The organism is Stappia sp. MMSF_3263 (assembly GCF_030733745.1).
Lineage (GTDB): Bacteria > Pseudomonadota > Alphaproteobacteria > Rhizobiales > Stappiaceae > Stappia.
The window spans coordinates 19312-43274 of the sequence record NZ_JASHIK010000002.1; the positions used below are offsets into that span (position 1 = coordinate 19312).

Annotated in this window: 22 protein-coding genes; 16 read left to right on the top strand and 6 right to left on the bottom strand. The window is 65.1% G+C overall.

Going from position 1 to position 23963, the window contains the following annotated elements; genetic code table 11:
* Window positions 1-6: 6 nt before the first annotated feature.
* Together RBB46_RS02945 and RBB46_RS02950 are read right to left on the bottom strand one after the other, a co-directional pair.
* Window positions 7-1278 (bottom strand): peptidoglycan-binding protein, encoded by a 1272-nt coding sequence (locus RBB46_RS02945; protein ID WP_306027377.1) that lies wholly within the window; start codon window positions 1276-1278, stop codon window positions 7-9.
* A 167-nt stretch (window positions 1279-1445) separates the two neighbouring features.
* Complete coding sequence (locus RBB46_RS02950) at window positions 1446-1856, bottom strand: YbaN family protein (RefSeq protein WP_306027378.1); 411 nt, start codon at window positions 1854-1856, stop codon at window positions 1446-1448.
* 219 nt (window positions 1857-2075) lie between these two features.
* On the opposite strand from RBB46_RS02950, the gene RBB46_RS02955 reads away from it, so the two are divergent.
* A complete protein-coding gene (locus RBB46_RS02955; protein WP_306027379.1) occupies window positions 2076-2756 on the top strand; it encodes a DUF502 domain-containing protein in 681 nt (226 codons plus the stop codon).
* Window positions 2757-2777: 21 nt separating this feature from the next.
* Here the strand turns inward: RBB46_RS02955 and recG are convergent, their stop codons facing one another.
* Window positions 2778-4901, bottom strand: a complete 2124-nt coding sequence (gene recG / locus RBB46_RS02960) for an ATP-dependent DNA helicase RecG (protein WP_306027380.1) — start codon at window positions 4899-4901, stop codon at window positions 2778-2780.
* 190 nt (window positions 4902-5091) lie between these two features.
* Here recG and RBB46_RS02965 point away from each other — a divergent pair, with 190 nt between their 5' ends.
* From RBB46_RS02965 to RBB46_RS03020, 12 genes are all read left to right on the top strand, one after another.
* Window positions 5092-5415 carry a succinate dehydrogenase assembly factor 2 gene (locus RBB46_RS02965; protein ID WP_306027381.1) on the top strand — a complete coding sequence of 108 codons (324 nt, stop codon included), beginning with the start codon at window positions 5092-5094 and terminating at the stop codon, window positions 5413-5415.
* Between the two features lie 17 nt (window positions 5416-5432).
* A complete protein-coding gene (mfd, locus tag RBB46_RS02970; protein WP_306027382.1) occupies window positions 5433-8930 on the top strand; it encodes a transcription-repair coupling factor in 3498 nt (1165 codons plus the stop codon).
* A gap of 126 nt (window positions 8931-9056) precedes the next feature.
* Window positions 9057-9389 (top strand): septum formation initiator family protein, encoded by a 333-nt coding sequence (locus RBB46_RS02975; protein ID WP_306027383.1) that lies wholly within the window; start codon window positions 9057-9059, stop codon window positions 9387-9389.
* Window positions 9390-9588: 199 nt separating this feature from the next.
* Window positions 9589-10641 (top strand): pyruvate dehydrogenase (acetyl-transferring) E1 component subunit alpha, encoded by a 1053-nt coding sequence (pdhA, locus tag RBB46_RS02980; RefSeq protein WP_306027384.1) that lies wholly within the window; start codon window positions 9589-9591, stop codon window positions 10639-10641.
* A gap of 15 nt (window positions 10642-10656) precedes the next feature.
* Entirely contained in the window at window positions 10657-12039 is a 1383-nt protein-coding gene (locus tag RBB46_RS02985) for a pyruvate dehydrogenase complex E1 component subunit beta (RefSeq protein WP_306027385.1), read from the top strand.
* Window positions 12040-12054: 15 nt separating this feature from the next.
* A complete protein-coding gene (locus tag RBB46_RS02990; protein WP_306027386.1) occupies window positions 12055-13431 on the top strand; it encodes a pyruvate dehydrogenase complex dihydrolipoamide acetyltransferase in 1377 nt (458 codons plus the stop codon).
* A 141-nt stretch (window positions 13432-13572) separates the two neighbouring features.
* The gene (gene lpdA, locus RBB46_RS02995) at window positions 13573-15021 is read left to right on the top strand and encodes a dihydrolipoyl dehydrogenase (RefSeq protein WP_306027387.1); all 1449 of its coding nucleotides are present in this window, start codon (window positions 13573-13575) and stop codon (window positions 15019-15021) included.
* A gap of 133 nt (window positions 15022-15154) precedes the next feature.
* A complete protein-coding gene (locus tag RBB46_RS03000; RefSeq protein WP_306027388.1) occupies window positions 15155-15403 on the top strand; it encodes a GlsB/YeaQ/YmgE family stress response membrane protein in 249 nt (82 codons plus the stop codon).
* 73 nt (window positions 15404-15476) lie between these two features.
* Window positions 15477-15716 carry a GlsB/YeaQ/YmgE family stress response membrane protein gene (locus RBB46_RS03005; RefSeq protein ID WP_306027389.1) on the top strand — a complete coding sequence of 80 codons (240 nt, stop codon included), beginning with the start codon at window positions 15477-15479 and terminating at the stop codon, window positions 15714-15716.
* A gap of 50 nt (window positions 15717-15766) precedes the next feature.
* Window positions 15767-16201: a thioesterase family protein gene (locus RBB46_RS03010; RefSeq protein ID WP_306027390.1), complete on the top strand. Its 435-nt coding sequence runs from the start codon at window positions 15767-15769 to the stop codon at window positions 16199-16201.
* A gap of 54 nt (window positions 16202-16255) precedes the next feature.
* Entirely contained in the window at window positions 16256-17239 is a 984-nt protein-coding gene (gene lipA, locus RBB46_RS03015; protein WP_306027391.1) for a lipoyl synthase, read from the top strand.
* Between the two features lie 147 nt (window positions 17240-17386).
* Complete coding sequence (locus tag RBB46_RS03020; RefSeq protein WP_306027392.1) at window positions 17387-17845, top strand: type II toxin-antitoxin system RatA family toxin; 459 nt, start codon at window positions 17387-17389, stop codon at window positions 17843-17845.
* A 16-nt stretch (window positions 17846-17861) separates the two neighbouring features.
* Here RBB46_RS03020 and RBB46_RS03025 read toward each other — a convergent pair whose 3' ends face one another.
* From RBB46_RS03025 to RBB46_RS03035, 3 genes are all read right to left on the bottom strand, one after another.
* Complete coding sequence (locus RBB46_RS03025; protein WP_306027393.1) at window positions 17862-18314, bottom strand: hypothetical protein; 453 nt, start codon at window positions 18312-18314, stop codon at window positions 17862-17864.
* A gap of 81 nt (window positions 18315-18395) precedes the next feature.
* Window positions 18396-18920, bottom strand: coding sequence for a CinA family protein (locus RBB46_RS03030; RefSeq protein ID WP_306027395.1), 525 nt, complete (start codon window positions 18918-18920; stop codon window positions 18396-18398).
* Between the two features lies 1 nt (window position 18921).
* Window positions 18922-20178: a bifunctional 2-C-methyl-D-erythritol 4-phosphate cytidylyltransferase/2-C-methyl-D-erythritol 2,4-cyclodiphosphate synthase gene (locus RBB46_RS03035; RefSeq protein WP_306027396.1), complete on the bottom strand. Its 1257-nt coding sequence runs from the start codon at window positions 20176-20178 to the stop codon at window positions 18922-18924.
* Window positions 20179-20307: 129 nt separating this feature from the next.
* Here RBB46_RS03035 and dusB point away from each other — a divergent pair, with 129 nt between their 5' ends.
* The 3 genes from dusB to ntrC are packed head-to-tail and all read left to right on the top strand — an operon-like array spanning window position 20308 to window position 23921.
* Complete coding sequence (gene dusB / locus RBB46_RS03040; RefSeq protein WP_306027397.1) at window positions 20308-21354, top strand: tRNA dihydrouridine synthase DusB; 1047 nt, start codon at window positions 20308-20310, stop codon at window positions 21352-21354.
* Complete coding sequence (locus RBB46_RS03045) at window positions 21351-22466, top strand: nitrogen regulation protein NR(II) (RefSeq protein WP_306027398.1); 1116 nt, start codon at window positions 21351-21353, stop codon at window positions 22464-22466. The genes dusB and RBB46_RS03045 overlap by 4 nt, the downstream gene beginning before the upstream one ends.
* Window positions 22467-22484: 18 nt before the next feature.
* Window positions 22485-23921: a nitrogen regulation protein NR(I) gene (ntrC, locus tag RBB46_RS03050; RefSeq protein WP_306027399.1), complete on the top strand. Its 1437-nt coding sequence runs from the start codon at window positions 22485-22487 to the stop codon at window positions 23919-23921.
* The last annotated feature ends 42 nt before the right edge of the window (window positions 23922-23963 follow it).

Sequence of the window (23963 nt, forward strand, 5' to 3'; positions counted from 1 at the left end):
CGGTGTTCAGTTGTTGGCGGCAGGCGCTTGCGCGTCGTCGCCCTCATCTCCCGGGACCGGGCAGACCATGCCCAGCGTACCGACGGAGACGCAGGAGCTGCACCAGGTAATGTCCTGCTTTTCCTGCTGTTCGAGGAGGTCCTCCTCGCTCATGCCCTCAGGCGCGGGAATGCAGCTCCGGCCGCAAGGCTCGAGGGTCTCCTGCTCGGCGCTCAACATGGTGTAGAGCTTGCCGGTCGCGCACATGGCAGGAGCCGGGGTGAAGTCACCGCCGATCCGTTCGGCATCGCCGGTGTCGCCACCGGAGGACGTGTCGCCGCCTTCCGGCTTGTTGTCCGCACCCTGTGTGGCAGGTCCTTCCTCGGGGGTGCAGGCATCGAACAGCTTCGCCAGCGTTTCTGGATCCGTGAAGGGAGCCTGTCCCTCGCCCAGATCGCTGTCGCTGCGGAAGTCGGACCATGCCTCGCGGGTACGCCGGCCCGTCAGCCCGTCAACCGGCCCGGCATCATAGCCGGCCGCGTTCAGGCAGGCCTGGATCCACGAAATGTTGTCCTGCGGAGCCGGGCTTCTTTGCACCGGCGGGTAGACGGCCGGCGGCGCGACGGAGGGAGGGATCGGCGCGGGCAGGACGCAGCGACGCGCGCGTGCCGAATAGATGTAGGGCAGGCGGCAGCTGGGCGGACGCTGCGGACGAACGCAACGGTCGCCGCGACGCACGTCCGGCGGACGGCAGACGATGGGCCGGGGCGGCATCACGCAGCGTCCGCCACGCATCACCCGCGGGGGCGCGCAGACGACCGGCGGATTGACGCAACGCCCGCCTCGCATGACGCGGGGCGGCAGGCAGAGCACCGGCGCGGGCATCACGCATCGACCGCCCTGCATCACCCGCGGCGGTGCACAGATGACCGGCGCCGGCAGGACGCAGCGTCCGCCGCGCATGACGCGGGGCGGCAGGCAGACCGCGGGCCGTATGGGCATTTCGCAGCGACCGCCACGCATGACCCGGGGCGGGGGACACAGGATCGGGCGGTCGGGCGACACGCAGCGCCCGCCGCGCATGACGCGGGGCGGGGCACAGAGTATCGGCCGCTCGGGAATGACGATCGGACGGTCGCGTCCGAAGTCAAAGGGCTGGGCCGCGGCCGGTGCCTGTCCGACCATCCACATGGCCATGGCCAGCAGGAGCGGAAGGACGATGGCCTGCCAGGCAAGGGCGACCCGATCCGGCGGCCGGGCGGTGGCAATTCCCGATAACTGAAGGTGCGTCGTTGTCATTGCCGTATCCTCACATTGACGTTGCTGGACCGTCCTCGGTCCTTGCGGGATCGGATGACGGGATAAGACGAGTTTGCGCCCTGTCGGGAAATGCCGCCGTGATGGCTGTCACATGTGCCGACGGCTGTTAGGCACGTGGTAAACAGGGCGTGAAACGCGTTCCGGCGTCAGCCGGACATGTCGGCACCGGAGGGCCGGGTTGCGACATAGGCGGCACAACAGCCAAGCAACAGGGCAACCAGAACGGCGAGCGGCAGGCCGGGCCGGGCGCTCGACAGGAAGAACACGTAGCCGATCGCCATTCCGGCCAAGGCGGCGAGCTTGGCCCGTGGCCGGATCGCGCGCTCCTCCCGCCAGGCGCGAATGCCGGGACCGAAAAGCGGATGCTCCACCAGCCAGGCTTCCAGCGCGGGCGAGGATCGCGCGAAGCAGGCGGTTGCCCCGATGAAGAATATCGTCGAGGGCAGCAGCGGCAGAAAGGCCCCGACGATGCCGATGGCGACGAGAGCGCCGCCGAGAAGCCGATAAAGGAGGCGGCTCGCCCGGGCGCTGCGCCGCGCGGGTTCAGCTTCATTCATTGTGGCGGTCTTTTCGTTTCAATGAATTCCCCAAAGAAGCCATCTACAGTATCAATCTAGTGGCAGGGGCAACAGGACACGGGCGGATGCGCCCGCCGGGAAGCGCTTCGGCAATCCCCGGCGACAGTTACGGCAAGGTACAACACAAACATGACGGGCGATACGAGTTCGGAACCGACGGATGGCGGGCACCTGGAAAAACCTCCACGTCCCGGCGCCATGACACGCTTGCGGAACTACTTCCTGACTGGCCTCATCATCGCCGGGCCGCTCGGGATCACCGCCTATCTCACATGGTCGATCGTGCAATGGATCGACGGCTGGATCAAACCCTTCATTCCCTCCGTCTACAACCCGGACACGTATCTGCCGTTTCCCGTCCCCGGCGTGGGGCTTATCGTCGCCTTTCTCGGGCTGGTCGTCATCGGCTTCCTGACGGCGAACATCGCCGGCAGGACGCTTCTCTCCTATGGCGAATTGCTGCTTGGCCGCATGCCTGTCGTGCGCAATCTCTATAGCGGTCTGAAACAGATTTTCGAGACCGTTCTGGCGGAGCGCTCGAACAGTTTCAAGAAGGCGGCGATCATCCAGTATCCTCGTCCCGGCCTTTGGGCGATCGTCTTCATCGCCACCGACGCGCGCGGCGAAGTGGCGCACAAGCTGGGACACGCCGGCGCAGATGTCACTGCGGTGTTCCTGCCGACGACCCCCAATCCGACCTCCGGATTTCTCCTGTATGTGCCGCGGAGCGAGGTCATCGAGCTCGACATGACCGTGGAAGAGGCGGCGAAGCTGGTGATTTCCGCGGGGCTCGTCAGCCCGGACTACGACAAGCTCGTGCAGTTGCAGGCGGAGCCGAACGTGCCGGAAGCGCGTGAGCAGGCGAAGGCGGGCGGCTGAGACGGATGAGGGCCGGTTCCCTCAACCCGCGCGCAGCAGCCGGATCGCCTCGTCGCGACCGAACAGATAGAGCAGCAGTCGCAATGCCGGCCCGCGCGGCCCGCAGAGTTGCGGATCGGTCTCGAGAATCAACCGGGCGTCGTCTCGGGCAACTTCAAGCAGGTCGGCCTGGGTTGCGGCATCCGCGATCCTGAACCCTGGCGATCCGGACTGGCGCGTGCCCAGGATCTCGCCTTCGCCGCGCAGGCGAAGGTCTTCCTCTGCGATGCGGAAGCCGTCATCCGTTTCCCGCATGATCGACAGTCGGGCGCGTGCGGTCTCGCCGACGGGAGACTTGTAGAGCAGGAGGCAGGTCGAGGCCTCGCTGCCCCGGCCGACACGACCGCGCAACTGGTGCAGTTGCGACAGGCCGAAACGCTCGGCATGCTCGATGACGATGATCGAGGCGTCGGGCACATCGACCCCGACCTCGATCACCGTGGTTGCTACGAGCAATCCCGCAGGCCCGTCGCGAAAGGCGGCCATGGCTGCCGCCTTCTCGTCGCTCGACTGGCGACCATGGACCAAGGCGATGCGCGGTCCGAGAACCTGGACAAGCATTGCGTGGCGTTCTTCGGCAGCGGCAAGGTCCGACTTTTCGGATTCCTCCACCAGCGGGCAGACCCAATAAGCCTTCTTGCCCTGGTCCAGCGCCGCGCGAAGCCGCTCGACGACATCCTCCATCCGCTCGAGCGGCACCGTGACTGTCTTGATCGGCTGGCGTCCGGCCGGTTTCTCGGCAAGACGCGAGACATCCATGTCGCCGAAATAGGTCAATACCAGCGTGCGCGGGATCGGGGTCGCCGTCATCACCAGCATGTCGACGCCCTGGCCCTTGGCGGCCAGGGTCAGGCGCTGGTGAACGCCGAAGCGATGCTGCTCGTCGACAACGACCAGGCCCAGGTTGCGGAAGGCGACATCGCCCTGAAACAGGGCATGCGTCCCCACGACAAGGTCTATTTCGCCGGCTTCCAGTGCGGCGCGAGCTTCCCGGCGCTTCCGCGCGCCGTCGCGGCCTGTGAGAATTTCCATGCGAATGCCGGCTGCCTCGCAGAAGGGGGCGAGGGAGGCGAAATGCTGACGGGCCAGGATCTCCGTTGGCGCCATGATGCCGGCCTGGGCCCCGGCCTCGACAACGGCGGCGACGGCAAGCAGGGCGACCACGGTCTTGCCGGCCCCGACATCCCCTTGCAGCAGGCGGAGCATGCGGGTCGGTGCCGCCAGGTCCTGTTCGATCTCGGCGACCGCGGCGGCCTGGCCCTGCGTCAGCGAATAGGGCAGGGCCTCCAGGATGCGCCGCTTCAGGCGGCCGTCGAAGACGCGGGCGATACCGCGTGTCTGGCGCATCGAGCGACGCACCAGGGCAAGAGCAAGCTGGTTGGCCAGAAACTCGTCGTAGCTGAGGCGGGAGCGGGCAGGAGAGGTTTCGTTCCCTTCGCCTCCACCGGTCTGCGCGACATGTTCCTCGTCCGGCCTGTGCATGGCCTTGAGCGCCTCGGAAAATGTCGGCCAGCCCTCGCGGGTCATCAGGTTCCCGTCCAGCCATTCCGGCAGTTCCGGAATGCGGCTGAGCGCCTCGGCCATTGCCTTCTGCAGGGTCTTTCCGGAAAGCCCCTGGGTCAGTGGATAGACGGGTTCGACCAGCGGCAGGCTGTCGGCTTCCTCCACCGCGACGATGTGGTCGGGATGGATCATCTGCGGCCGGCCGTTGAACCATTCGACGCGACCCGAGACGATCAGGTCGGCTCCGACCGGGAGGGTCTTCTCCAACCAGGCGGTGTGCGCATGGAAAAAGACGAAGGCGATCTCGCCGGTCTCGTCATGGGCATAGATGCGATAGGGCGCACGGCTTGAGCGGGGAGGCGCCTGATGGCGATCGACCCTGACTTCCAGCGTGACGATCGCGCCTTCCGGAGCACGGGCGATTCCCGGTCGCAGACGCCGATCGATGACACCGCCGGGCAAGTGAAACAGAAGATCTGCCACATGCGGCTCCCGGTCCCCGTCGACGCCGAGCAGCGTAGCAAGGTTGGCAGCAGTGCGTGGCCCGATGCCGGGCAGCGCGGAAACGGGGGCAAAGACGGGATCGAGGAGGCTGGGGCGCATGGCTGGAAAGGCGACTTGTCCGGTGTGTTGTGGCAAGGCGGGGCCGGAACGCGCCGGCCGGCGTGGATTGAGTTTCCCGCTGGGACCGCTATAACCCGCGCACCATCAAGGTTCTGTCAAGTCCGCCGCCCGCCATCCACAAGTGGTCCGGCGCCCGTGGCGCGGAATGACGAGACGCGAAGGACACATCATGGCCGAACGCATCGAAGCCAGCGCAACCGGAACTGTCGCCGGCGACGAGGCACGCCGCAAGCGGATCCTTTATCGTTGCCAGCACCGCGGGATGAAGGAGATGGACATCCTGCTCGGCGGTTATGCCAAGGCCCATATAGGGTCCCTGCCGGACGAGAAGCTCGACATTCTCGAGCGGCTGATGGACGTTCCGGACCAGGATCTCTTCAACTGGATGATTGGCCGGGTAGCAGTGCCGGCGGAGCATGACACGGACATCTATCGGTCGGTCGTGGCGTTCAAGACCGCCGGCGACGGGTCGTCCTCCGATTTCTCAGCTTAAGACCGGGAACTCTTACGGTGTTTGATCAACTTTCGCTGCAGGGCGGCAATGCGGTCGTCACCGGCGTGCCGGACGGTGCCGAAGCCTATGTGCTGGCGGGTCTTCTTGCCGATGCCAAGCCCGGGCTCGCGCTTGTGTTCGTCGCGCGCGATGCTTCGCATGCGCAGGCCGTGCAGGAAGGCCTGGCGTATTTCGCCCCTGCTGCCGAAGTGCTCGACCTGCCGGCCTGGGACTGCCTTCCCTATGACCGGGTCTCGCCGAACCCGGCGCTTGTCGCCCGCCGGCTGACGACCCTGAGCCGACTTGTCCGCGAGGGCAAAGAGACGCAGCCGACCGTGCTCCTGACCACTGTCAACGCGATACTGCAGCGCCTGCCAGAGCCGGATTTCGCGCGTTCGCAGAGCTGGAGCGCGCGTCCCGGCAACCGCATCAACCTGTCGGAGCTGATCGCCTGGCTCGAGACCAATGGTTTCGCCCGTGCCTCGACCGTCCAGGACACGGGCGAATATGCGGTGCGCGGCGGCATTGTCGACGTCTATGCACCGGGCATGGAGGCGCCCGTTCGGCTCGATTTCTTCGGCGATACGCTGGAATCGCTTCGCGCCTTCGACACCGAGACGCAACGCACGACAAAGCAGTTGAAGAACCTCGATCTCGTTGCGATGAGCGAAGTGGTGCTGTCCGAAGAGGCGATCTCGCGTTTTCGCAAGCGCTACGTCGCCCGGTTCGGTGCCACCGACCGCGACGATATTCTCTATCAGTCGATCAGCGAGGGCCGTCGCTACGCCGGCATGGAGCACTGGTTGCCGCTCTTCCACGAGGGACTGGCGACGCTTTTCGACTATTGCGGCGGTGTGCCGGTCGTACTCGCTCCTTCTGTCGACGAGGTGGTTCGGGAGCGGTTCGACCAGGTGGCGGAACATCATCAGGCGCGTGTCGAGGCGCAAGGCAAGGCGGGCGGCAGCGGCTCGGTGCCGTACAAGCCGCTGGATCCCGACGCGCTTTATCTGTCCGGCGAAGAATGGACGACACGTCTTGCCGATGGCGAGAGCCTGCGGCTTTCGTCCTTCGACATTCCGCCGGGAACGGGCCAGAAAGTCGTTGCCCTCGACGGGCGGCAGGGGCGGAGCTTTGCGGCCGAACGCGGCGCGGGCAACGTCAACGTCTTCGATGCGCTTGCCACCCATGCAGCGGCGCGGCGCAAGGCCGGCGACCGGATCGTCATCGCCTGCTGGAGCGAGGGCTCGCGCGAGCGTCTCTCGCATGTGCTTGCCGATCACGGGCTCGACAGGGCCGCTCCGGTGGAAACCGACGCGGCAGCGCGGGCGCTGCCGAAGGGCATGGCCGCACTCGCCGTCCTTGGGGTGGAGCAGGGGTTCGAGATCGACGGCCTGACGCTCGTCTGCGAGCAGGACATCCTCGGCGACCGGCTGGTGCGCCAGCGCAAGCGGCGCGCGAAAGGGGCGAATGTCCTGACCGAGGCGGCGAGCCTCGCGCAGAACGACCTCGTCGTGCATGTCGATCACGGCATCGGACGCTTCATCGGGCTGAAGACGATCGAGGCGGCCGGCGCACCGCACGATTGTCTAGAGCTGCAATATGCCGGCGGCGACAAGCTGTTCCTGCCGGTGGAGAACATCGAACTGCTGACGCGCTACGGCTCGGAGGACACCGAGGCGCAGCTCGACAAGCTGGGTGGGGGAGCCTGGCAGGCGCGCAAGGCGCGCATGAAGAAGCGCATCCTGGAGATCGCCGACGGCTTGATCAAGACGGCGGCCGCGCGCGCGCTGCGCACGGCGCCCCCGATCGCCCCGCCTGAAGGCGTCTATGACGAGTTCGCGACCCGCTTTCCCTATGACGAGACGGAGGACCAGCTCAACGCCATCGATGCGGTGTTCGAGGATCTGGCCTCGGGGCGGCCTATGGACAGGCTGGTGTGCGGCGATGTCGGCTTCGGCAAGACCGAGGTCGCGCTGCGCGCCGCCTTCATCGCGGCGATGACAGGACGGCAGGTGGCGCTGGTGGTGCCGACGACGCTGCTGGCCCGCCAGCACTACAAGACATTCTCCGACCGGTTCCAGGGGCTGCCGATCAATGTCGCGCACGCCTCGCGGCTGGTGCCGGCCAAGGAACTCGCGGCGACGAAGAAGGGGATCACGGACGGATCCGTCGACATTGTCATCGGTACCCATGCGCTGCTCGCCAAGGGGATCTCGTTCCGTGATCTGGGGCTGCTGATCATCGACGAGGAGCAGCATTTCGGCGTCAAGCACAAGGAACGGCTGAAGGAGCTCAAGTCCGAGGTTCACGTGCTGACCCTCTCGGCAACGCCGATCCCCAGGACGCTGCAACTGGCCCTGACCGGGGTGCGCGAGCTGTCGCTGATCGCCACGCCGCCGGTCGACCGGCTGGCGGTTCGCACGTTCATTTCCCCCTTCGACCCCGTCGTCGTGCGCGAGGCGCTGCTGCGCGAACGCTATCGCGGCGGCCAGAGCTTCTATGTCTGCCCGCGTGTTTCCGACCTTGCCGACCGCAAGGCATTCCTGGAGGACGTGGTGCCGGAAGTGAAGGTTGCGGTTGCCCATGGCCAGATGCCGCCCGGCGAGCTGGAAGACGTGATGAACGCCTTCTACGAGGGCAAGTACGACGTGCTTCTGTCGACGACGATCGTTGAATCTGGCCTCGACATTCCCACCGCGAACACGTTGATCGTGCATCGGGCCGACATGTTCGGGCTGGCTCAGCTCTACCAGCTTCGCGGCCGGGTGGGACGGTCCAAGACGCGCGCCTACGCGCTGTTCACGGTGCCGGCCAACAAGACGATGACGACGACCGCCGACCGCAGGCTGAAGGTGTTGCAGTCACTCGACAGCCTGGGGGCGGGTTTCCAGCTGGCCAGCCATGATCTCGACATTCGCGGCGCCGGCAATCTGCTCGGCGAAGAGCAGTCCGGTCACATCAAGGAAGTGGGGTTCGAGCTCTATCAGCAGATGCTGGAGGAGGCGGTGGCCCAGCTTCGGACCGGCGACGACACGGAAGCCGAGGAAACTTGGTCGCCGCAGATCCAGGTCGGCACGCCGGTGCTCATTCCCGAAAGCTACGTCGCCGACCTGCCGTTGCGCCTGTCGCTGTATCGCCGGCTTGCCGACCTGGCCACGACCGAGGAGATCGATGCCTTCGGCGCGGAGATGATCGACCGTTTCGGCCCGTTGCCGGAGGAGGTCGATCACCTTTTGAAGATCGTCTTCATCAAGGGCCTGTGCCGGCGCGCCAATGTGGAAAAGATCGATGCCGGACCGAAGGGTGTCGTCATCGCCTTCCGGGGCAACGTGTTCCCCAACCCGGCCGGACTGGTCTCCTATATCGCCGAGCAGGGCATCCTGGCGAAGATCCGGCCCGACCAGAAGGTCGTGCTCATCCGCGACTGGGAGAGCGCCGAACAGCGGCTGAAGGGAAGCGCCGCCGTGCTCTTGAAGCTGGTGCGCATCGCCGAGGCCGAAACCGCCGCGGCCTGACAAGAGCATGTGCGCTCGCGCCTGGCGGACATGCGGTTGCGGCGATCCCGGTTCGGAAACCAACCATTAAGGCTGATATCCGATAGTCGGTACATCGAACTGTTTGTATCGAGTCGGGTCGCAACCGTGCCTTTCAATTCCACACGCTATCGCCGCCACACCATCCGCCAGCGCCTTGCAGCGCCGGCGATCGCCATCGGGCTTGTCGCCTATTTCGGGTTTCACGCGCTCAACGGCGAATTGGGGCTTGTCGGCAAAGCCCGTATCGAACATCGTTATGCGGCACTGGAAAAGGAACTGACGACCCTGCGGGCCGAGCGTCAGGAGCTGTTGCGGCGTGTCGTCCTGTTGCGTCCGGAAAGTCTTGATCCGGACATGATCGACGAGCGGGCACGGCTGGGTCTCAACCTCGTCCATCCGCAGGAGCTGGCCATCCTGCGACCGCAGGGCAATCGGTGAATTTAACCTGATTCCGATTTAACGCATTGATTTAACCGGAAACCAATTAATTTCTCGATTGGTTATTTTTGTCAATAAGATACAAGCAGAAATCGCCTCTCACATCGTCCTTTCATTGACTTTTCCCTTCGGGTACCTTCCGCTAGGTTGCTGAAGGGGAAACGCCGTCCCGAACGGGACGCAAAGCGAGATGAGGGACATGGCTGCAACGTCAGGCAAGACGGCCGGCGGGCGCTCGAGGAGCGCATCCCGGACGAAGGGAGGGGCAGCCAAACAGGCGCCCGCGATCGCGGACTTCACCAAGGAGCAGGAACTCGCCGCCTACCGGCACATGCTGCTGATCCGGCGTTTCGAGGAAAAGGCCGGCCAGCTCTACGGCATGGGCCTGATCGGCGGCTTCTGCCACCTCTATATCGGGCAGGAAGCGGTTGTCGTCGGCATGCGCATGGCTGCCAGGGACGGCGACCAGATGATCACGGGCTACCGCGATCACGGCCACATGCTGGCGATGGACATGGACCCCAAGGGTGTCATGGCCGAACTGACCGGACGACGGGGCGGCTATTCCAAGGGGAAGGGCGGCTCCATGCACATGTTCTCCAAGGAAAAGCAGTTCTACGGCGGCCACGGCATCGTCGGCGCGCAGGTGTCGCTCGGCACCGGGCTCGGCTTCGCCAACAAGTACCGCGAGAACGGCGCCGTCGCGATGACCTATTTCGGCGATGGCGCGGCCAACCAGGGCCAGGTCTACGAGAGCTTCAACATGGCCCAGCTGTGGAAGCTGCCGGTCATCTACGTGATCGAGAACAACAAGTACGGCATGGGCACGAGCATCGAGCGCGCCTCGGCCACCACCGACCTGTCCCAGCGCGGCGCCTCCTTCGGCATCCCGGGCGAGCAGGTCGACGGCATGGACGTGCGCGCCGTGATGGCGGCGAGCGAAAAGGCGCTGGAGCATTGCCGCACGGGCAAGGGACCGTTCATCCTCGAGATGATCACCTATCGCTATCGTGGCCACTCCATGTCCGATCCGGCCAAGTACCGGTCGAAGGAGGAGGTGCAGAAGATGCGCACCGAGCACGACCCGATCGAGCAGGTCCGCAAGCGCATCCTCGACAATGGCTGGGCAAGCGAGGACGACCTCAAGGGCATCGACAAGGAAGTGCGCGAGATCGTGGCGGAATCCGCCGAGTTCGCGCAGACCGACAAGGAGCCGGACGTTTCCGAGCTCTATACCGATATTCTTCTTTGACGGTGGGACCGAGCGATGCCGATTGAGATTCTGATGCCGGCCCTCTCGCCGACGATGGAAGAGGGCACCCTGGCGAAATGGGTGAAAAAGGAAGGCGACAGCGTCGCCGCCGGTGACGTGATCGCCGAGATCGAGACCGACAAGGCGACGATGGAGGTCGAGGCCGTCGACGAAGGCACGATGGGCAAGATCCTCGTTGCCGAAGGCTCCGAGAACGTCAAGGTCAACACGCCGATCGCGCTGCTGCTTGGCGAGGGGGAGGATGCGTCCGCGCTGGACGCCGCGCCCAAGGCCGCGCCTGCTCCAGCCGCCGAGGCTTCCGCCGCACCATCCTCGCCCGCGCCCGTTGCGGCAGCTCCGGTGGCCCCGGCGCCCGACGTGCCGGCCGAGCCGGATGCTCCCGAGGGTACGCCGATGGTCAAGTCGACTGTCCGCGAGGCGTTGCGCGATGCCATGGCCGAGGAAATGCGGCGCGATGGCGACGTCTTCCTGATGGGCGAGGAGGTTGCCGAGTACCAGGGCGCCTACAAGATCTCGCAGGGGCTTCTGGACGAGTTCGGGCCCAAGCGCGTCATCGACACGCCGATCACCGAGCACGGGTTCACAGGCCTTGGCGTCGGTGCCGCGATGGCCGGCCTGCGGCCGATCGTGGAGTTCATGACGTTCAACTTCGCCATGCAGGCGATCGACCAGATCATCAACTCCGCCGCCAAGACGCTCTACATGTCCGGCGGACAGATGGGTGCGCCCATCGTGTTCCGCGGTGCAAACGGCGCGGCCGCCCGGGTCGGTGCCCAGCACAGCCAGGATTATGCCGCCTGGTATGCGCATGTTCCGGGCCTGAAGGTCGTCCAGCCGTGGTCGGCGGCCGATGCCAAGGGCCTGCTCAAGGCGGCGATCCGCGATCCCAATCCGGTGATCTTCCTCGAGAACGAGATCCTCTACGGCCAGACCTTCGAAATGCCGGATGTCGAGGACTTCGTCCTTCCGATCGGCAAGGCCAAGATCGAGCGCAAGGGCAGCGATGTCACCATCGTCTCCTGGGGCATCGGCATGACCTACGTCATGAAGGCGGTCGAGGAACTGGCGGGCATGGGCATTTCGGCGGAAGTCGTCAACCTGCGCTCGATCCGTCCGCTCGACATCGACACGGTGATCGCCTCGGTGAAGAAGACCGGGCGCCTGGTGACGGTCGAGGAAGCCTATCCGATGTGCTCGGTCTCCTCGGAGATCGGTTACCAGGTGCAGGAAAAGGCCTTCGACTGGCTCGATGCCCCGATCCTGCGGGTAACCGGCAAGGACGTGCCGATGCCCTATGCGGCCAACCTGGAGAAGCTGGCACTGCCGTCGGTGCAGGAAGTCATCGATGCGGTGAAAGCCGTGACCTACACCGCCTGAGGCGAGGGACGAACGATGCCAATCAAGATTTTGATGCCGGCCCTTTCTCCCACCATGGAAGAGGGCAACCTGGCCAAGTGGCTGGTGAAGGAAGGCGACAGCGTTTCCTCGGGCGACGTCATTGCCGAGATCGAGACCGACAAGGCGACGATGGAAGTGGAGGCCGTCGACGAGGGCAAGATCGGCAAGATCCTCGTGGCGGAAGGCTCCGAGGGGGTGAAGGTCAACGAGGTGATCGCGCTCCTCCTGGAAGAGGGCGAGGACGCGTCGGCGCTGGAGGGTGCCGGGAGCGGTGCCGGCGGCGACAATGGCGGTTCCAAGCCCTCCGCGCCCGCACCTGAGAAATCCGCGCCGGACGCTGCCGCGAAGAGCGAGGCCGCTCCGGCTCCGGCCGCCGATGCGGCGCCCGCCAAGGCGCCGCCGGCACCGGCCGCCGCTGATGGCGGGCGGATCTTCGCCTCGCCGCTGGCGCGCCGCCTTGCCTCGCAGAACAGCCTGGACCTTGCCGCAATCGGCGGTTCCGGTCCGCATGGCCGCATCGTCAAGCGCGACATCGACGAGGCGCTTGCAGCGGGCACGGGCAAGGCCTCGGCCGCTCCCGCCGCCGAGGCGCCCAAGGCAGCCGCTTCGGCGCCGGCCCTGGCAAAGGGTCCGTCCAGCGAACAGGTGCTGAAGCTGTTCGAGGACGGGTCCTACGAGCTCGTTCCGCATGACGGCATGCGCAAGACCATCGCCAAGCGGCTGACGGAATCGAAGCAGACCATCCCGCATTTCTACGTCTCCGTGGATTGCGAACTGGACGCGTTGCTGGCCCTGCGGGCCCAGCTCAACGACGCGGCGCCGAAGGACAAGGACGGCAAGCCCGCCTATAAGCTTTCGGTCAATGACATGACGATCAAGGCGCTGGCGCTGGCGTTGCGCGACGTTCCGGATGCGAACGTGTCGTGGACGGACGAGGCGATGGTCAAGCACAAGCACTCGGATGTCGGCGTCGCCGTGTCGATCCCCGGCGGGCTGATCACCCCGATCGTGCGCAGCGCCGAGATGAAGCCGCTGTCGGTCATCTCGAACGAGATGAAGGACATGGGCAAGCGCGCCAAGGAGCGCAAGCTCAAGCCCGAGGAGTACCAGGGCGGCACCACGGCCGTGTCCAACATGGGCATGATGGGCGTCAAGGACTTCGCGGCGGTGGTCAATCCGCCCCATGCAACGATCCTTGCCGTCGGCGCCGGCGAAAAGCGGCCTGTCGTCAAGGACGATGCGCTCGCCATCGCCACGGTGATGACGGTGACCCTGTCGACCGATCACCGGGCCGTCGATGGCGCGCTCGGTGCCGAGCTTCTCGCAGCCTTCAGGGGCTATATCGAGAACCCGATGTCGATGCTGGTGTAATTCGCAGTGCGGCGGTGCGGGATATCCGTCCCCGGCCGCCGCATCGCGGTGCTTTTGCCATTCCCGTTTTCGGGTCCGTATACGGGCGACTGCCGGCCTGGCGAGGGCCGTTGATCCACCGTCCGATCTGGAGGATTTTTCATGAGCGGCACGTCCTATGACGTCATCATCATCGGCTCGGGCCCGGGCGGTTATGTCACCGCCATCCGCGCGGCGCAGCTTGGCCTGAAGACGGCCATCGTCGAGCGCGAGCATCTGGGCGGCATCTGCCTCAACTGGGGCTGCATCCCGACCAAGGCGCTGCTGCGCTCGGCCGAGATCCTCGACCATGCCAACCACGCCAAGAGCTACGGCCTCAAGCTCGAAGGCAAGATGACGGCGGATGTGAAGGATGTCGTCGCACGCTCGCGCGGCGTTTCGGCCCGGCTTAACGGCGGCGTCGCCTTCCTGATGAAGAAGAACAAGATCGACGTGATCTGGGGCGAGGCGAAGCTGACCAAGCCTGGCGAGATCGTCGTTTCGAAGTCGTCGAAGCCTGTCGTCGAGCCGCAGAACCCGGTGCCGAAGGGCGTCAAGGGCGAGGGCACCTACACGGCCCGCAACATCATCGTCGCCACCGGCGCCCGTCCGCGCGCGCTGCCGGGCATCGAGCCGGATGGCAAGCTGATCTGGACGTATTTCGAGGCGATGAAGCCCGACGTCATGCCGAAGTCGCTGGTGGTGATGGGCTCGGGCGCCATCGGCATCGAGTTCGCCTCCTTCTATCGCTCCATGGGCGCCGAGGTGACGGTGGTCGAGGTCATGTCGCAGGTGATGCCGGTCGAGGATGCGGAAATCTCCGCCCTTGCCCGCAAGCAGCTTGAAAAGCGCGGCCTCAAGATCCTGACCGAAGCGAAGGTCACCAAGGTCGAGAAGGGCGCCAACTCGATCACCGCCCATGTCGAGACCAAGGACGGCAAGGTACAGACCATCACCGCCGACCGGCTGATATCGGCGGTCGGGGTGCACGGCAATATCGAGGGGCTCGGCCTTGAGGCGCTCGGCGTGAAGACGGACCGGGGCTGCATCGCCATCGATGGCTACGGGCGCACCAACGTGCCGGGAATCCATGCGATCGGCGATGTCGCCGGCCCGCCGATGCTGGCCCACAAGGCCGAACACGAGGGCGTTGTCTGCATCGAGAAGATCGCCGGGCTGCCGAATGTCCACGCCATGGACAAGGCCAAGATCCCGGGCTGCACCTATTGCAATCCGCAGGTCGCGTCCGTCGGGCTGACGGAAGCGAAGGCGAAGGAGCAGGGGCGTGACATCCGCGTCGGACGCTACAGCTTCTCGGCCAATGGCAAGGCGATCGCGCTCGGCGAGGACCAGGGGATGATCAAGACCATCTTCGACAAGAAGACGGGCGAGCTGATCGGCGCGCATATGGTCGGCACCGAGGTGACCGAACTCATCCAGGGGTTCGTCGTCGCCATGAACCTTGAGACGACCGAGGAAGAGCTGATGCACACGATCTTCCCGCATCCGACCCTGTCGGAGATGATGAAGGAGAGCGTGCTCGACGCCTACGGCAAGGTCCTGAACGCCTGAGGAACCGGTTTCGGGGTTCTCGGGCGAGCAGACGCGCGACGCGCGCGGCGGGCGCTACCGCTTGAGTTGTCACGGGGAACGTCTAACCTTGGCGGGCGCTAAGGAGCGCATACTCGCAAAACGGGGATTCGATATGGACGTCAAAAACATCCTGATCTGGTGCGTTATCGGTTTGATCGCGGGCTGGCTGGCGAGCCTCGTGCTCGGCGGTGGCGGCCTGGTGCGCTATCTGATCACGGGTCTGGTCGGCGCTTTCGTCGGCGGGTTCCTGTTCAACCTCGCCGGCATCAACATCAATGTCGGCAACGCCTTCGTGAACCAGATCATCGTGGCGGCAATCGGCGCAATCGTCGTCGTCCTGGTGGCGCGGGTCCTGGCCTGACCCCTGCAACGTGAACAGCCGGCCGGGGTTCCCGGTCGGCTTCCACGCGCCAGGCAAAAGCGACGGAGGCATCATGGGTATCATCATCTGGATTGTGATCGGCCTGATTGCCGGTGCGGTGGCGCATCGCGTGCTCGACAGCCGCGGCGGGTTTCTCGGCAGCCTTGTCGTGGGCCTGATTGGCGCGCTGGTTGGCGGCAAGATCGCGGAGTTGCTTGACCTCAACGTCACCGGCGGGTTCATCGACCAGCTGGTGCTGGCAACTGTCGGCGCCATCCTGTCGCTGTTCGTCTGGCGCAAGATCCGCAGCTGAGCGGGCGGCACCTGCCCGATGACGGGGCTATCGTACAACGGGAACTTCACATGGGCGATGCCCCCGATCTCGATGACTATCCGGTGAGGTCCACCGACAAGCTGCGTTATTGCGACACCGACCGTCAGGGTCATATCAACAATGCGGTGTTCTCCACCTTCCTGGAAACGGGGCGGGTCGACATGCTCTATGGCGGCGACGACAGCGTTGCCCGGCCGGGCGCCAACTTCGTCATCGCCCGTCTGGAACTCGACTTCCTCGCGGAAGGAAAATGGCCGGGCTCGGTGGAGATCGGTTCCGCCGTGGAGAGGATCGGGCGCAGCTCGCTGACGCTGGACCAGCTCATCTGCCAGGCCGGCACGCCGATTGCCCGGGCGCGGACCGTGATCGTCCTGATGAACGACGAGACACGCAAATCGCAGCCCCTTTCCGAGGAAGCGCTGGCAAAGCTCGGGTGCTTCATGAAAGCTGCTACCAGGGCATAGCAGCCCTGCGGCGAAACACTTGACCTTTCTCACCAATAGCGACAGTTAGGGGCCATGGTCACGATCCTCGATACGGTTTCCAAACCGGACACAGACGCCGCGCGGCCCCGCCATCCGGAGAAGGCCCACCGGCCCGACAATCCGATCCAGCGCAAGCCCGCCTGGATCCGGGTCAAGGCGCCGACGTCGCCCGTCTACCGGGAAACGCAGCAGGTCGTGCGCTCCAACAATCTCGTGACCGTGTGCGAGGAGGCCGGCTGCCCGAATATCGGCGAGTGCTGGTCGAAGAAGCATGCGAGCTTCATGATCCTGGGCGACACATGCACGCGGGCCTGCGCCTTCTGCAACGTGCGCACGGGCATGCCCGGACCGGTCGACCGGAACGAGCCGATAGGCGTTGCCGAGGCGGTGGCGACGATGGGGCTGCAGCATGTGGTCATCACTTCCGTCGATCGTGACGACCTCGATGATGGCGGAGCGGGGCATTTCGCCGAGGTGATCCGCGCCATCCGCGACCGTGCCCCGGGCACGACGATCGAGGTCCTGACGCCGGATTTCCTGCGCAAGCCGGGAGCCCTGGAGACCGTGGTGCGGGCACGGCCCGATGTCTTCAACCACAATCTGGAAACGGTGCCCTCGAAATACCTGACGGTTCGTCCGGGCGCCCGCTACTTTCACTCCATTCGCCTGCTCCAGCAGGTGAAGGAGATCGACCCTGCCATGTTCACCAAGTCGGGCATCATGGTCGGGCTCGGCGAGGAGCGGAACGAGGTTCTGCAGCTGATGGACGACCTGCGCAGCGCGGATGTCGACTTCCTGACCGTGGGCCAGTACCTGCAGCCCAGCTCGAAGCATCATGCGGTGGCGCGCTTCGTCACGCCGGACGAGTTCAAGGCCTTCGAAAAGATCGCTTATGCCAAGGGGTTCCTCAAGGTCTCGGCAAGCCCGCTGACCCGTTCCTCGCACCATGCGGGAGAGGATTTCGCCGATCTGAGGCGGGCCCGTGACGCGAAGCTGGGCGGCAAGGCCCTCGCCTGAGGCCAAGGGGCTCAGCGGCCCCTTTGGCGAAGCGCCGGAATCACGCTAAACCCGGATCGGGTCAAACGGCGTCTGTGGAGCATTTCGCCGTTTCAGCGGTTGGCCCCCAAGAGTTGAAACAGGACCGGACGCGGACAGAAACCCGATATGCCGTCATTCCAGACCGTTCACAAGGTCGCCCACAGCAGCGACGACATGTTCTCGCTGGTGGCCGATGTCGAGAAGTATCCGGAATTCGTGCCGCTTTGCGAAAAGCTTCAGGTTCGGGGGCGGCGGGCGCTGGAGGATGGCCGGACGGTGCTCGTTGCCGACATGACGGTGGCCTACAAGCTGTTTCGCGAGACCTTCACGAGCCGGGTGACGCTTGAGCCTGCCAACGGGCGCATCCTGGTCGAGTATCTGGACGGGCCGTTCCGGCATCTGGAGAACACCTGGACCTTCCGTTCGCTCGGCGAGGACGAGAGCGAGATCGGGTTCTTCATCACCTACGAGTTCAAGAGCCGCGCGCTCAGTGCGCTGATGTCAGCCATGTTCGACAGGGCGTTCCGCAGGTTCTCCGACGCGTTCGAGGAGCGTGCCGACGTCGTTTACGGCAGCGCGACCTGAGAGAACCTTGCGGCCGTCAGCGCCCGTGGTAGGACGGAGTGGACTGACCTGAATTGTTGTAGTCGGCAAATGTCTTGCGAATGAAGATGAAGCGCTGGCGGCGGTTCATCGCCTCGTCGCTGGCCCGCATCACCTCGACATTGGTGCCAGGCACGCCGATATCGGCCAGCTTGACCTGCTGGTCCGGATTTTCGCAGACACGGTACCAGCCGCTCCCCCGGTTGTATTCGAGGCCGACGTCACGGCCTTCTTCCGCCTCGTAGTTCATCCAGGCGACAGTCGCGGCCCTGGCGAAATAAGAGCGGCCGCACAGCGCCACCTGATACAGGTTCTCGCCGTTCTTCTCGAATATCTTGTGGCTGGAATAGAAGGTGCCGTCCTGCTGGCGCGAGATCATGTGGAAGTCGCCCGCAAGCGCACTTGCGGGAACGAGCATGGCCAGGGCGGTGATCAGACAGGATTTACGCATATGCCGGGTCCTTGTTTGGGCGGACTTTGCGTTCCATCCCCAGAAAAAACAATTAACGGCAACAGGCACTTGCAAGTCTGGTCAATAGCCGGCTTCGTCGTTCGGTAAAATTGGACCGAATAATCCCGCCAGTTCCTGCAGGATAACCTCGACCGTTGCCAGACGGACCTTGTCGCGACCGATGTCGCCAAATCTCTTCTCCAGGTGCCGCGCTGCAAAGCCGCGCCGGGCAAAACCAAAATGCACCAGCCCCACCGGCTTGTCCGGCGATCCGCCCCCCGGACCGGCGACGCCTGTCACCGAGACGGCGACATCCGCCCGCGAGCCGCGCAACGCGCCCTCGGCCATTGCGATCGCGACCCGCTGGCTGACCGCGCCGTCGCTGCGGATGAGGTCCGCAGGGACGCCGAGCATCTCCGTCTTCGCCTCGTTCGAATAGGTGACGAAACCCCGCTCGACGACGGCGGAGGAGCCGGAGATCTCCGTCAGGACGCCGGCGATCAGGCCGCCTGTGCAGGATTCCGCCGTTGCCAGCATCCATCCTGCGTTGGAGAAGTTCCGGATCACCCGTGTGGCGAGGCTCTCAAGAGGGGCGAGGTCGGTCATCTCAGCCTTCCAGCGCATTCTGCTCGTATTCGGGGAGGCGGACCGTGGCGGTGGCCAGGGCCGCAATGCCTTCCGAGCGGCCGGTAAAGCCGAGGCCCTCCGACGTCGTCGCCTTGACCGATACCCGGCTGGCGGCGGTCGCGCAGATCTCCGCGATCCTTTCGCGCATGCGGTCGCGGTGCGGGCCGATCTTGGGGTGTTCGCACACGATCGTCGTATCGAGATGAGTGATCTCGCCGCCGCGTTCGCGCAGACGCCCGATGGCGAAGGCAAGGAACCGGTCGGACGAGACACCGCGCCATTGCGGGTCGCTGGGGGGGAAATGCGAGCCTATGTCGCCATCGCACAGGGTGGCGAGCACAGCGTCGGTCAGTGCATGAAGCACGACATCGGCATCGGAATGCCCCTTGAGGCCCTGGTCGTGAGGCACCGGGATCCCGCCAAGCATGACGTGATCGCCCGGTTCGAAGGCATGGACGTCATAGGCGGTGGCAACGCGGGTCTCCCAGTGCGTGTTCCGCGTCCGTAAGGCTTGCTGCTGTTCGGCCTGCATCAGGTCCTCCGCACTGGTGATTTTCACATTCGCCGGATCGCCAAGCGTGACGGCGACCTTCATGCCGGCCCATTGGGCAACGCCCGCATCGTCGGTCAGGGTGTTCAGTCCTTGCGCGGCGGCGGCCTCGTGCGCCCTGAAGATCGCGGCAAAGGCGAAGGCCTGCGGTGTCTGTGCCGCGTGCAACGCAGTGCGGTCGATGGTCTGCGTGACGTGCCCGGTTCCCATGTCGATGCGCTTGAGCGTGTCGGCGACGGGAACGGCGGAGACGGATGCATCCGCGCCCTCGCGGACAGCCGCAATCGAGGCGGCGACGACACCGGCGGAGACAAAAGGACGCGCGGCGTCGTGGACCAGCACGATGTCCGGTGCGGCCGGGGCGAGCGCACGCAGTCCGCACAGGACCGAGGCCTGACGGGTGGCGCCGCCGGAAACGGGAGCGTGCATGCGGGGATCGCTTGCAAGATCTCTGATGCTGCGTTCATAGAAAGGGTGATCGTCCGGATGAATGACCACTGTGACCGTGTCGATTTCGGAGCAAGCCAGCAGCGCCTCCACCGTATGGCGAAGCACCGCCTTTCCGCCAAGGTCGCGATACTGCTTGGGGATCTCGCCGCCGACGCGCGTGCCCCGGCCGGCCGCGACAATGATTGCGGAAACTCCGGTGGCAGGGGGGCTGTCTTGGGTGGCGGCCGGTCTTGTCATTCTTGCAACATTGATTTTCGAAACTGACCTGCGGGTTTTGGAGCTTTCATTGCTCCTCCACAAGGCTTAAGTGCTGCGGTCCAATTTCGCGCTTGCAGCAATTCGGTCATTGTCTATTCTATAGGCAGAATGGAAAGTGCACATCATATGAGCAAAGAACGCAGTGACAGGCTGGCAGGCGGAGTGCGGATCAGGTCCGTGACGAGCGCTAATCGTGCGTTCCTGGCTCCGATGTCGGGCGTCACCGATGTCCCGTTCCGCCGGCTCGCCCATCGCTTTGGCGCCGGATTGGTCGTCTCCGAGATGGTGGCCTGCGAGCAGCTGGCCGAAGGGCATCCCGAAACGCGCCTGCGCAGCGAAGGCGTTGAGGGTGCCCCGCATGTGGTGCAACTGGCGGGGCGCGAGGAGCGCTGGATGGCGGAAGGTGCCAGGATCGCGGAAGGCGCGGGTGCTGACGTCATCGACATCAACATGGGATGTCCGGCCAAGAAGGTGACGTCCGGTTATTCCGGGTCGGCGCTGATGCGCGATCTCGATCACGCGTTGCGCCTGATCGAGGCGACGGTGGGCGCGGCAACGGTGCCGGTGACGCTCAAGATGCGGCTCGGTTGGGACGAGGGATGCCTGAACGCTCCCGAGCTTGCCCAGCGCGCGGAGGCGGCCGGTGTCGCGATGATCACGGTGCATGGCCGCACCCGCAACCAGTTCTACAAGGGGCGCGCGGACTGGACCGCGATCGCTGCCGTGCGCGAGCGGATTTCCGTGCCGCTGGTTGCCAATGGCGACTGCCTGAGCGCGGGCGATGCCCGGACGATGCTCGAGCGTTCCGGCGCCGATGCGGTGATGATCGGGCGCGGTGCCTATGGCCGCCCGTGGCTTCCGGGAGCGATCGGGGCGGCGCTTGGCGGGGAGGCCGCGATGGGTGCGCCGACCGGCACGGCACTCGGAGATCTGATCGAGGAACATGTCGAGATGATGCTGGCCCATTACGGCGCCGAGAAGGGGCTGAAACTTTCCCGCAAGCACATCGCCTGGTATCTGGACGCTGGCGCCCCGGACATCCCGGGCAATCTCCGCCGGGCGTTGCTGACCTCCACCGATCCGGTCTTCGTGACGCGCAACCTGCGCGATTGGTTTGGCAATGCGCCGGACGCGCGCATGGAGAAGGCGGCATGAGGGGCGTGCGGGAACCCGTTGCAAGCCAGCCGAGCGGCGCATCGAGCCAGATACTCGATGCTCTTCCTCACCCGCTGATCCTGGTCGATCCGCAAGGGCGGATCATCGAGGCGAACATGGCCGCGGAGAGCTTTTTCCGGGCGAGTGCCCAAGTGCTGCGCCGCCACCCGGTTTCGCATTTCGTTCCGTTTGGCAGCCCGCTTCTGATGCTGATCTCCCAGGTGCGCGAGCGGGGCGCGCCGGTCAACGAGTACAAGGTCGACATCGGCTCGCCGCGCATCGGCGCTGAAAAGATCGTCGACATCATCGCGGCCCCCGTCGCCGACAGGCCGGGAGCCGTGGTCCTGATGCTTCAGGAACGCGGCATGGCGGAGAAGATCGACCGGCAGCTGACCTCGCGTGGCGCGGCGCGCACCGTGTCGGGCCTGGCGACGATGCTGGCGCATGAGATCAAGAATCCCCTGTCGGGCATCCGCGGCGCCGCGCAGTTGCTTGAAGGTTCGGCCGGAGAGGACGACCGGCCGCTCACCCGCCTGATCATGGACGAGACCGACCGTATCGTGAAGCTGGTCGACCGGATGGAGGTGTTCTCCGATGAGCGGCCGATCGAGCGCGAGCCGGTCAATATCCACGTGGTGCTCGATCACGTGCAGCGTCTCGCTCATTCGGGATTTGCGCGCAACACGCCCATCAATGTCGAATACGATCCCTCTTTGCCGCAGGTCTTTGCCAACCGGGACCAGCTTGTCCAGGTCTTTCTCAATCTGGTGAAGAACGCGTGCGAGGCGGTCAGCAGCGAGGCCACCGGCGAGATCACCCTGACCACCGCCTACCGGCCGGGCATCCGGCTTTCCGTTCCCGGTTCGCGCGAGAAGGTCAGCCTGCCGCTCGAGTTCTGCGTGCGGGACAATGGCCCGGGCGTCCCGGACGACCTTCTGCCGCATCTCTTCGATCCGTTCGTGACGACCAAGGCCAACGGCTCCGGCCTCGGCCTTGCGCTCGTTGCCAAGATCATCGGCGACCACGGGGGCGTCATCGAATGTGACAGCCAGCCGGGCCGCACCGTTTTCCGTATCCTGATGCCCGCTTTCGCGACACAGGACGAGACCTGATACCTGGGAACCCGATACATGCCGACCGGTACAATCCTAGTTGCCGACGACGACGCCGCGATCCGGACGGTGCTGAACCAGGCCCTGTCGCGGGCCGGCTACACCGTCCGCCTGACATCGAATGCAACGACGCTCTGGCGATGGGTCAGTTCCGGCGACGGCGATCTCGTCGTCACCGACGTGATGATGCCGGACGAGAACGCGTTCGACGTGTTGCCGCGCATCAAGAAGCTTCGCCCGGATCTTCCGGTCATCGTCATGAGCGCGCAAAACACGTTCATGACGGCGATCCGGGCTTCCGAGAAGGGGGCTTACGAGTATCTGCCAAAGCCCTTCGACTTGAAAGAACTGACATCCATCGTCGGACGCGCGCTGTCGGAGCCGAAGCGGACCCGGGTAGAGCCGCCGGAGGACAATGGCGAGAACATTCCGCTGGTCGGCAGGTCGCCGGCCATGCAGGAAATCTACCGGGTTCTGGCGCGTCTCATGCAGACCGACCTGTCGGTGATGATCAACGGCGAGTCGGGCACCGGCAAGGAACTGGTCGCGCGCGCGCTTCACGACTACGGCAAGCGCCGCAACGGCCCTTTCGTCGCCATCAACATGGCGGCGATCCCGCGAGATCTGATCGAGGCGGAATTGTTCGGCCACGAGAAGGGCGCTTTCACCGGCGCGCAGCAGCGGTCCGCCGGGCGGTTCGAGCAGGCTGACGGCGGCACGCTGTTCCTCGACGAGATCGGCGACATGCCGATGGAAGCGCAGACGCGGCTGCTGCGTGTGCTGCAGCAGGGCGAATACACGACCGTCGGCGGGCGCGTGCCCATCCGCACCGACGTGCGGATCGTGGCGGCAACCAACAAGGACCTGCGCCAGCTCATCAACCAGGGTCTCTTCCGCGAGGATCTCTACTACCGTCTCAACGTGGTGCCGATCCGGCTGCCGCCGCTGCGCGAGCGCATCGAGGACATCCCCGATCTCGTGCGCCACTTCTTCGCGCTCGCCGAGAAGGAGGGCCTGCCGGCGAAGCAGATCGAGACGGCGGCCATCGACCGGCTGCGCCGCTACCGCTGGCCCGGAAACATCCGGGAACTGGAAAACCTGGTGCGCCGGCTGTCCGCGCTCTATCCGCAGGACGTGATTTCGGCTGCCCTCATCGAACAGGAACTGAGCCAGCCGGCGCCGAGCGTCGAAGAAGAAGAGAACAGCCAGGTCGACCTGTCCGGTTCGGTGGAACGCTATCTGAACACCTATTTCCAGGCGTTCGGGGACGCGTTGCCGCCTCCCGGCCTCTATCACCGGATCCTGCGCGAGGTTGAGTATCCGCTGATCGGCGCGGCGCTGGCCGCGACCCGTGGCAACCAGATCAAGGCGGCGGAGCTCCTTGGCGTGAACCGCAACACGCTGCGCAAGAAGATCCGGGACCTGGACGTGCAAGTGATCCGCTCCAACCGCTGACACGCGGCGTTGTTCACGCGACTGGACATGGCCGGCATGGAT

Excerpts from the sequence above, each read along its gene's own strand:
- RBB46_RS02950 (WP_306027378.1), bottom strand. The coding sequence starts at position 1,856 with ATGAATGAAGCTGAACCCGCGCGGCGCAGCGCCCGGGCGAGCCGCCTC.
- RBB46_RS03030 (WP_306027395.1), bottom strand. The coding sequence starts at position 18,920 with ATGACCGACCTCGCCCCTCTTGAGAGCCTCGCCACACGGGTGATCCGG.
- RBB46_RS02965 (WP_306027381.1), top strand. The coding sequence starts at position 5,092 with ATGGCCGAACGCATCGAAGCCAGCGCAACCGGAACTGTCGCCGGCGAC.
- ntrC (WP_306027399.1), top strand. The coding sequence starts at position 22,485 with ATGCCGACCGGTACAATCCTAGTTGCCGACGACGACGCCGCGATCCGG.
- pdhA (WP_306027384.1), top strand. The coding sequence starts at position 9,589 with ATGGCTGCAACGTCAGGCAAGACGGCCGGCGGGCGCTCGAGGAGCGCA.
- RBB46_RS03000 (WP_306027388.1), top strand. The coding sequence starts at position 15,155 with ATGGACGTCAAAAACATCCTGATCTGGTGCGTTATCGGTTTGATCGCG.
- RBB46_RS03035 (WP_306027396.1), bottom strand. The coding sequence starts at position 20,178 with ATGACAAGACCGGCCGCCACCCAAGACAGCCCCCCTGCCACCGGAGTT.
- recG (WP_306027380.1), bottom strand. The coding sequence starts at position 4,901 with ATGCGCCCCAGCCTCCTCGATCCCGTCTTTGCCCCCGTTTCCGCGCTG.
- RBB46_RS02985 (WP_306027385.1), top strand. The coding sequence starts at position 10,657 with ATGCCGATTGAGATTCTGATGCCGGCCCTCTCGCCGACGATGGAAGAG.
- RBB46_RS02945 (WP_306027377.1), bottom strand. The coding sequence starts at position 1,278 with ATGACAACGACGCACCTTCAGTTATCGGGAATTGCCACCGCCCGGCCG.
- RBB46_RS03020 (WP_306027392.1), top strand. The coding sequence starts at position 17,387 with ATGCCGTCATTCCAGACCGTTCACAAGGTCGCCCACAGCAGCGACGAC.
- dusB (WP_306027397.1), top strand. The coding sequence starts at position 20,308 with ATGGAAAGTGCACATCATATGAGCAAAGAACGCAGTGACAGGCTGGCA.
- RBB46_RS03010 (WP_306027390.1), top strand. The coding sequence starts at position 15,767 with ATGGGCGATGCCCCCGATCTCGATGACTATCCGGTGAGGTCCACCGAC.
- lpdA (WP_306027387.1), top strand. The coding sequence starts at position 13,573 with ATGAGCGGCACGTCCTATGACGTCATCATCATCGGCTCGGGCCCGGGC.
- RBB46_RS03025 (WP_306027393.1), bottom strand. The coding sequence starts at position 18,314 with ATGCGTAAATCCTGTCTGATCACCGCCCTGGCCATGCTCGTTCCCGCA.
- lipA (WP_306027391.1), top strand. The coding sequence starts at position 16,256 with ATGGTCACGATCCTCGATACGGTTTCCAAACCGGACACAGACGCCGCG.
- RBB46_RS02990 (WP_306027386.1), top strand. The coding sequence starts at position 12,055 with ATGCCAATCAAGATTTTGATGCCGGCCCTTTCTCCCACCATGGAAGAG.
- RBB46_RS03005 (WP_306027389.1), top strand. The coding sequence starts at position 15,477 with ATGGGTATCATCATCTGGATTGTGATCGGCCTGATTGCCGGTGCGGTG.
- RBB46_RS02955 (WP_306027379.1), top strand. The coding sequence starts at position 2,076 with ATGACACGCTTGCGGAACTACTTCCTGACTGGCCTCATCATCGCCGGG.
- RBB46_RS03045 (WP_306027398.1), top strand. The coding sequence starts at position 21,351 with ATGAGGGGCGTGCGGGAACCCGTTGCAAGCCAGCCGAGCGGCGCATCG.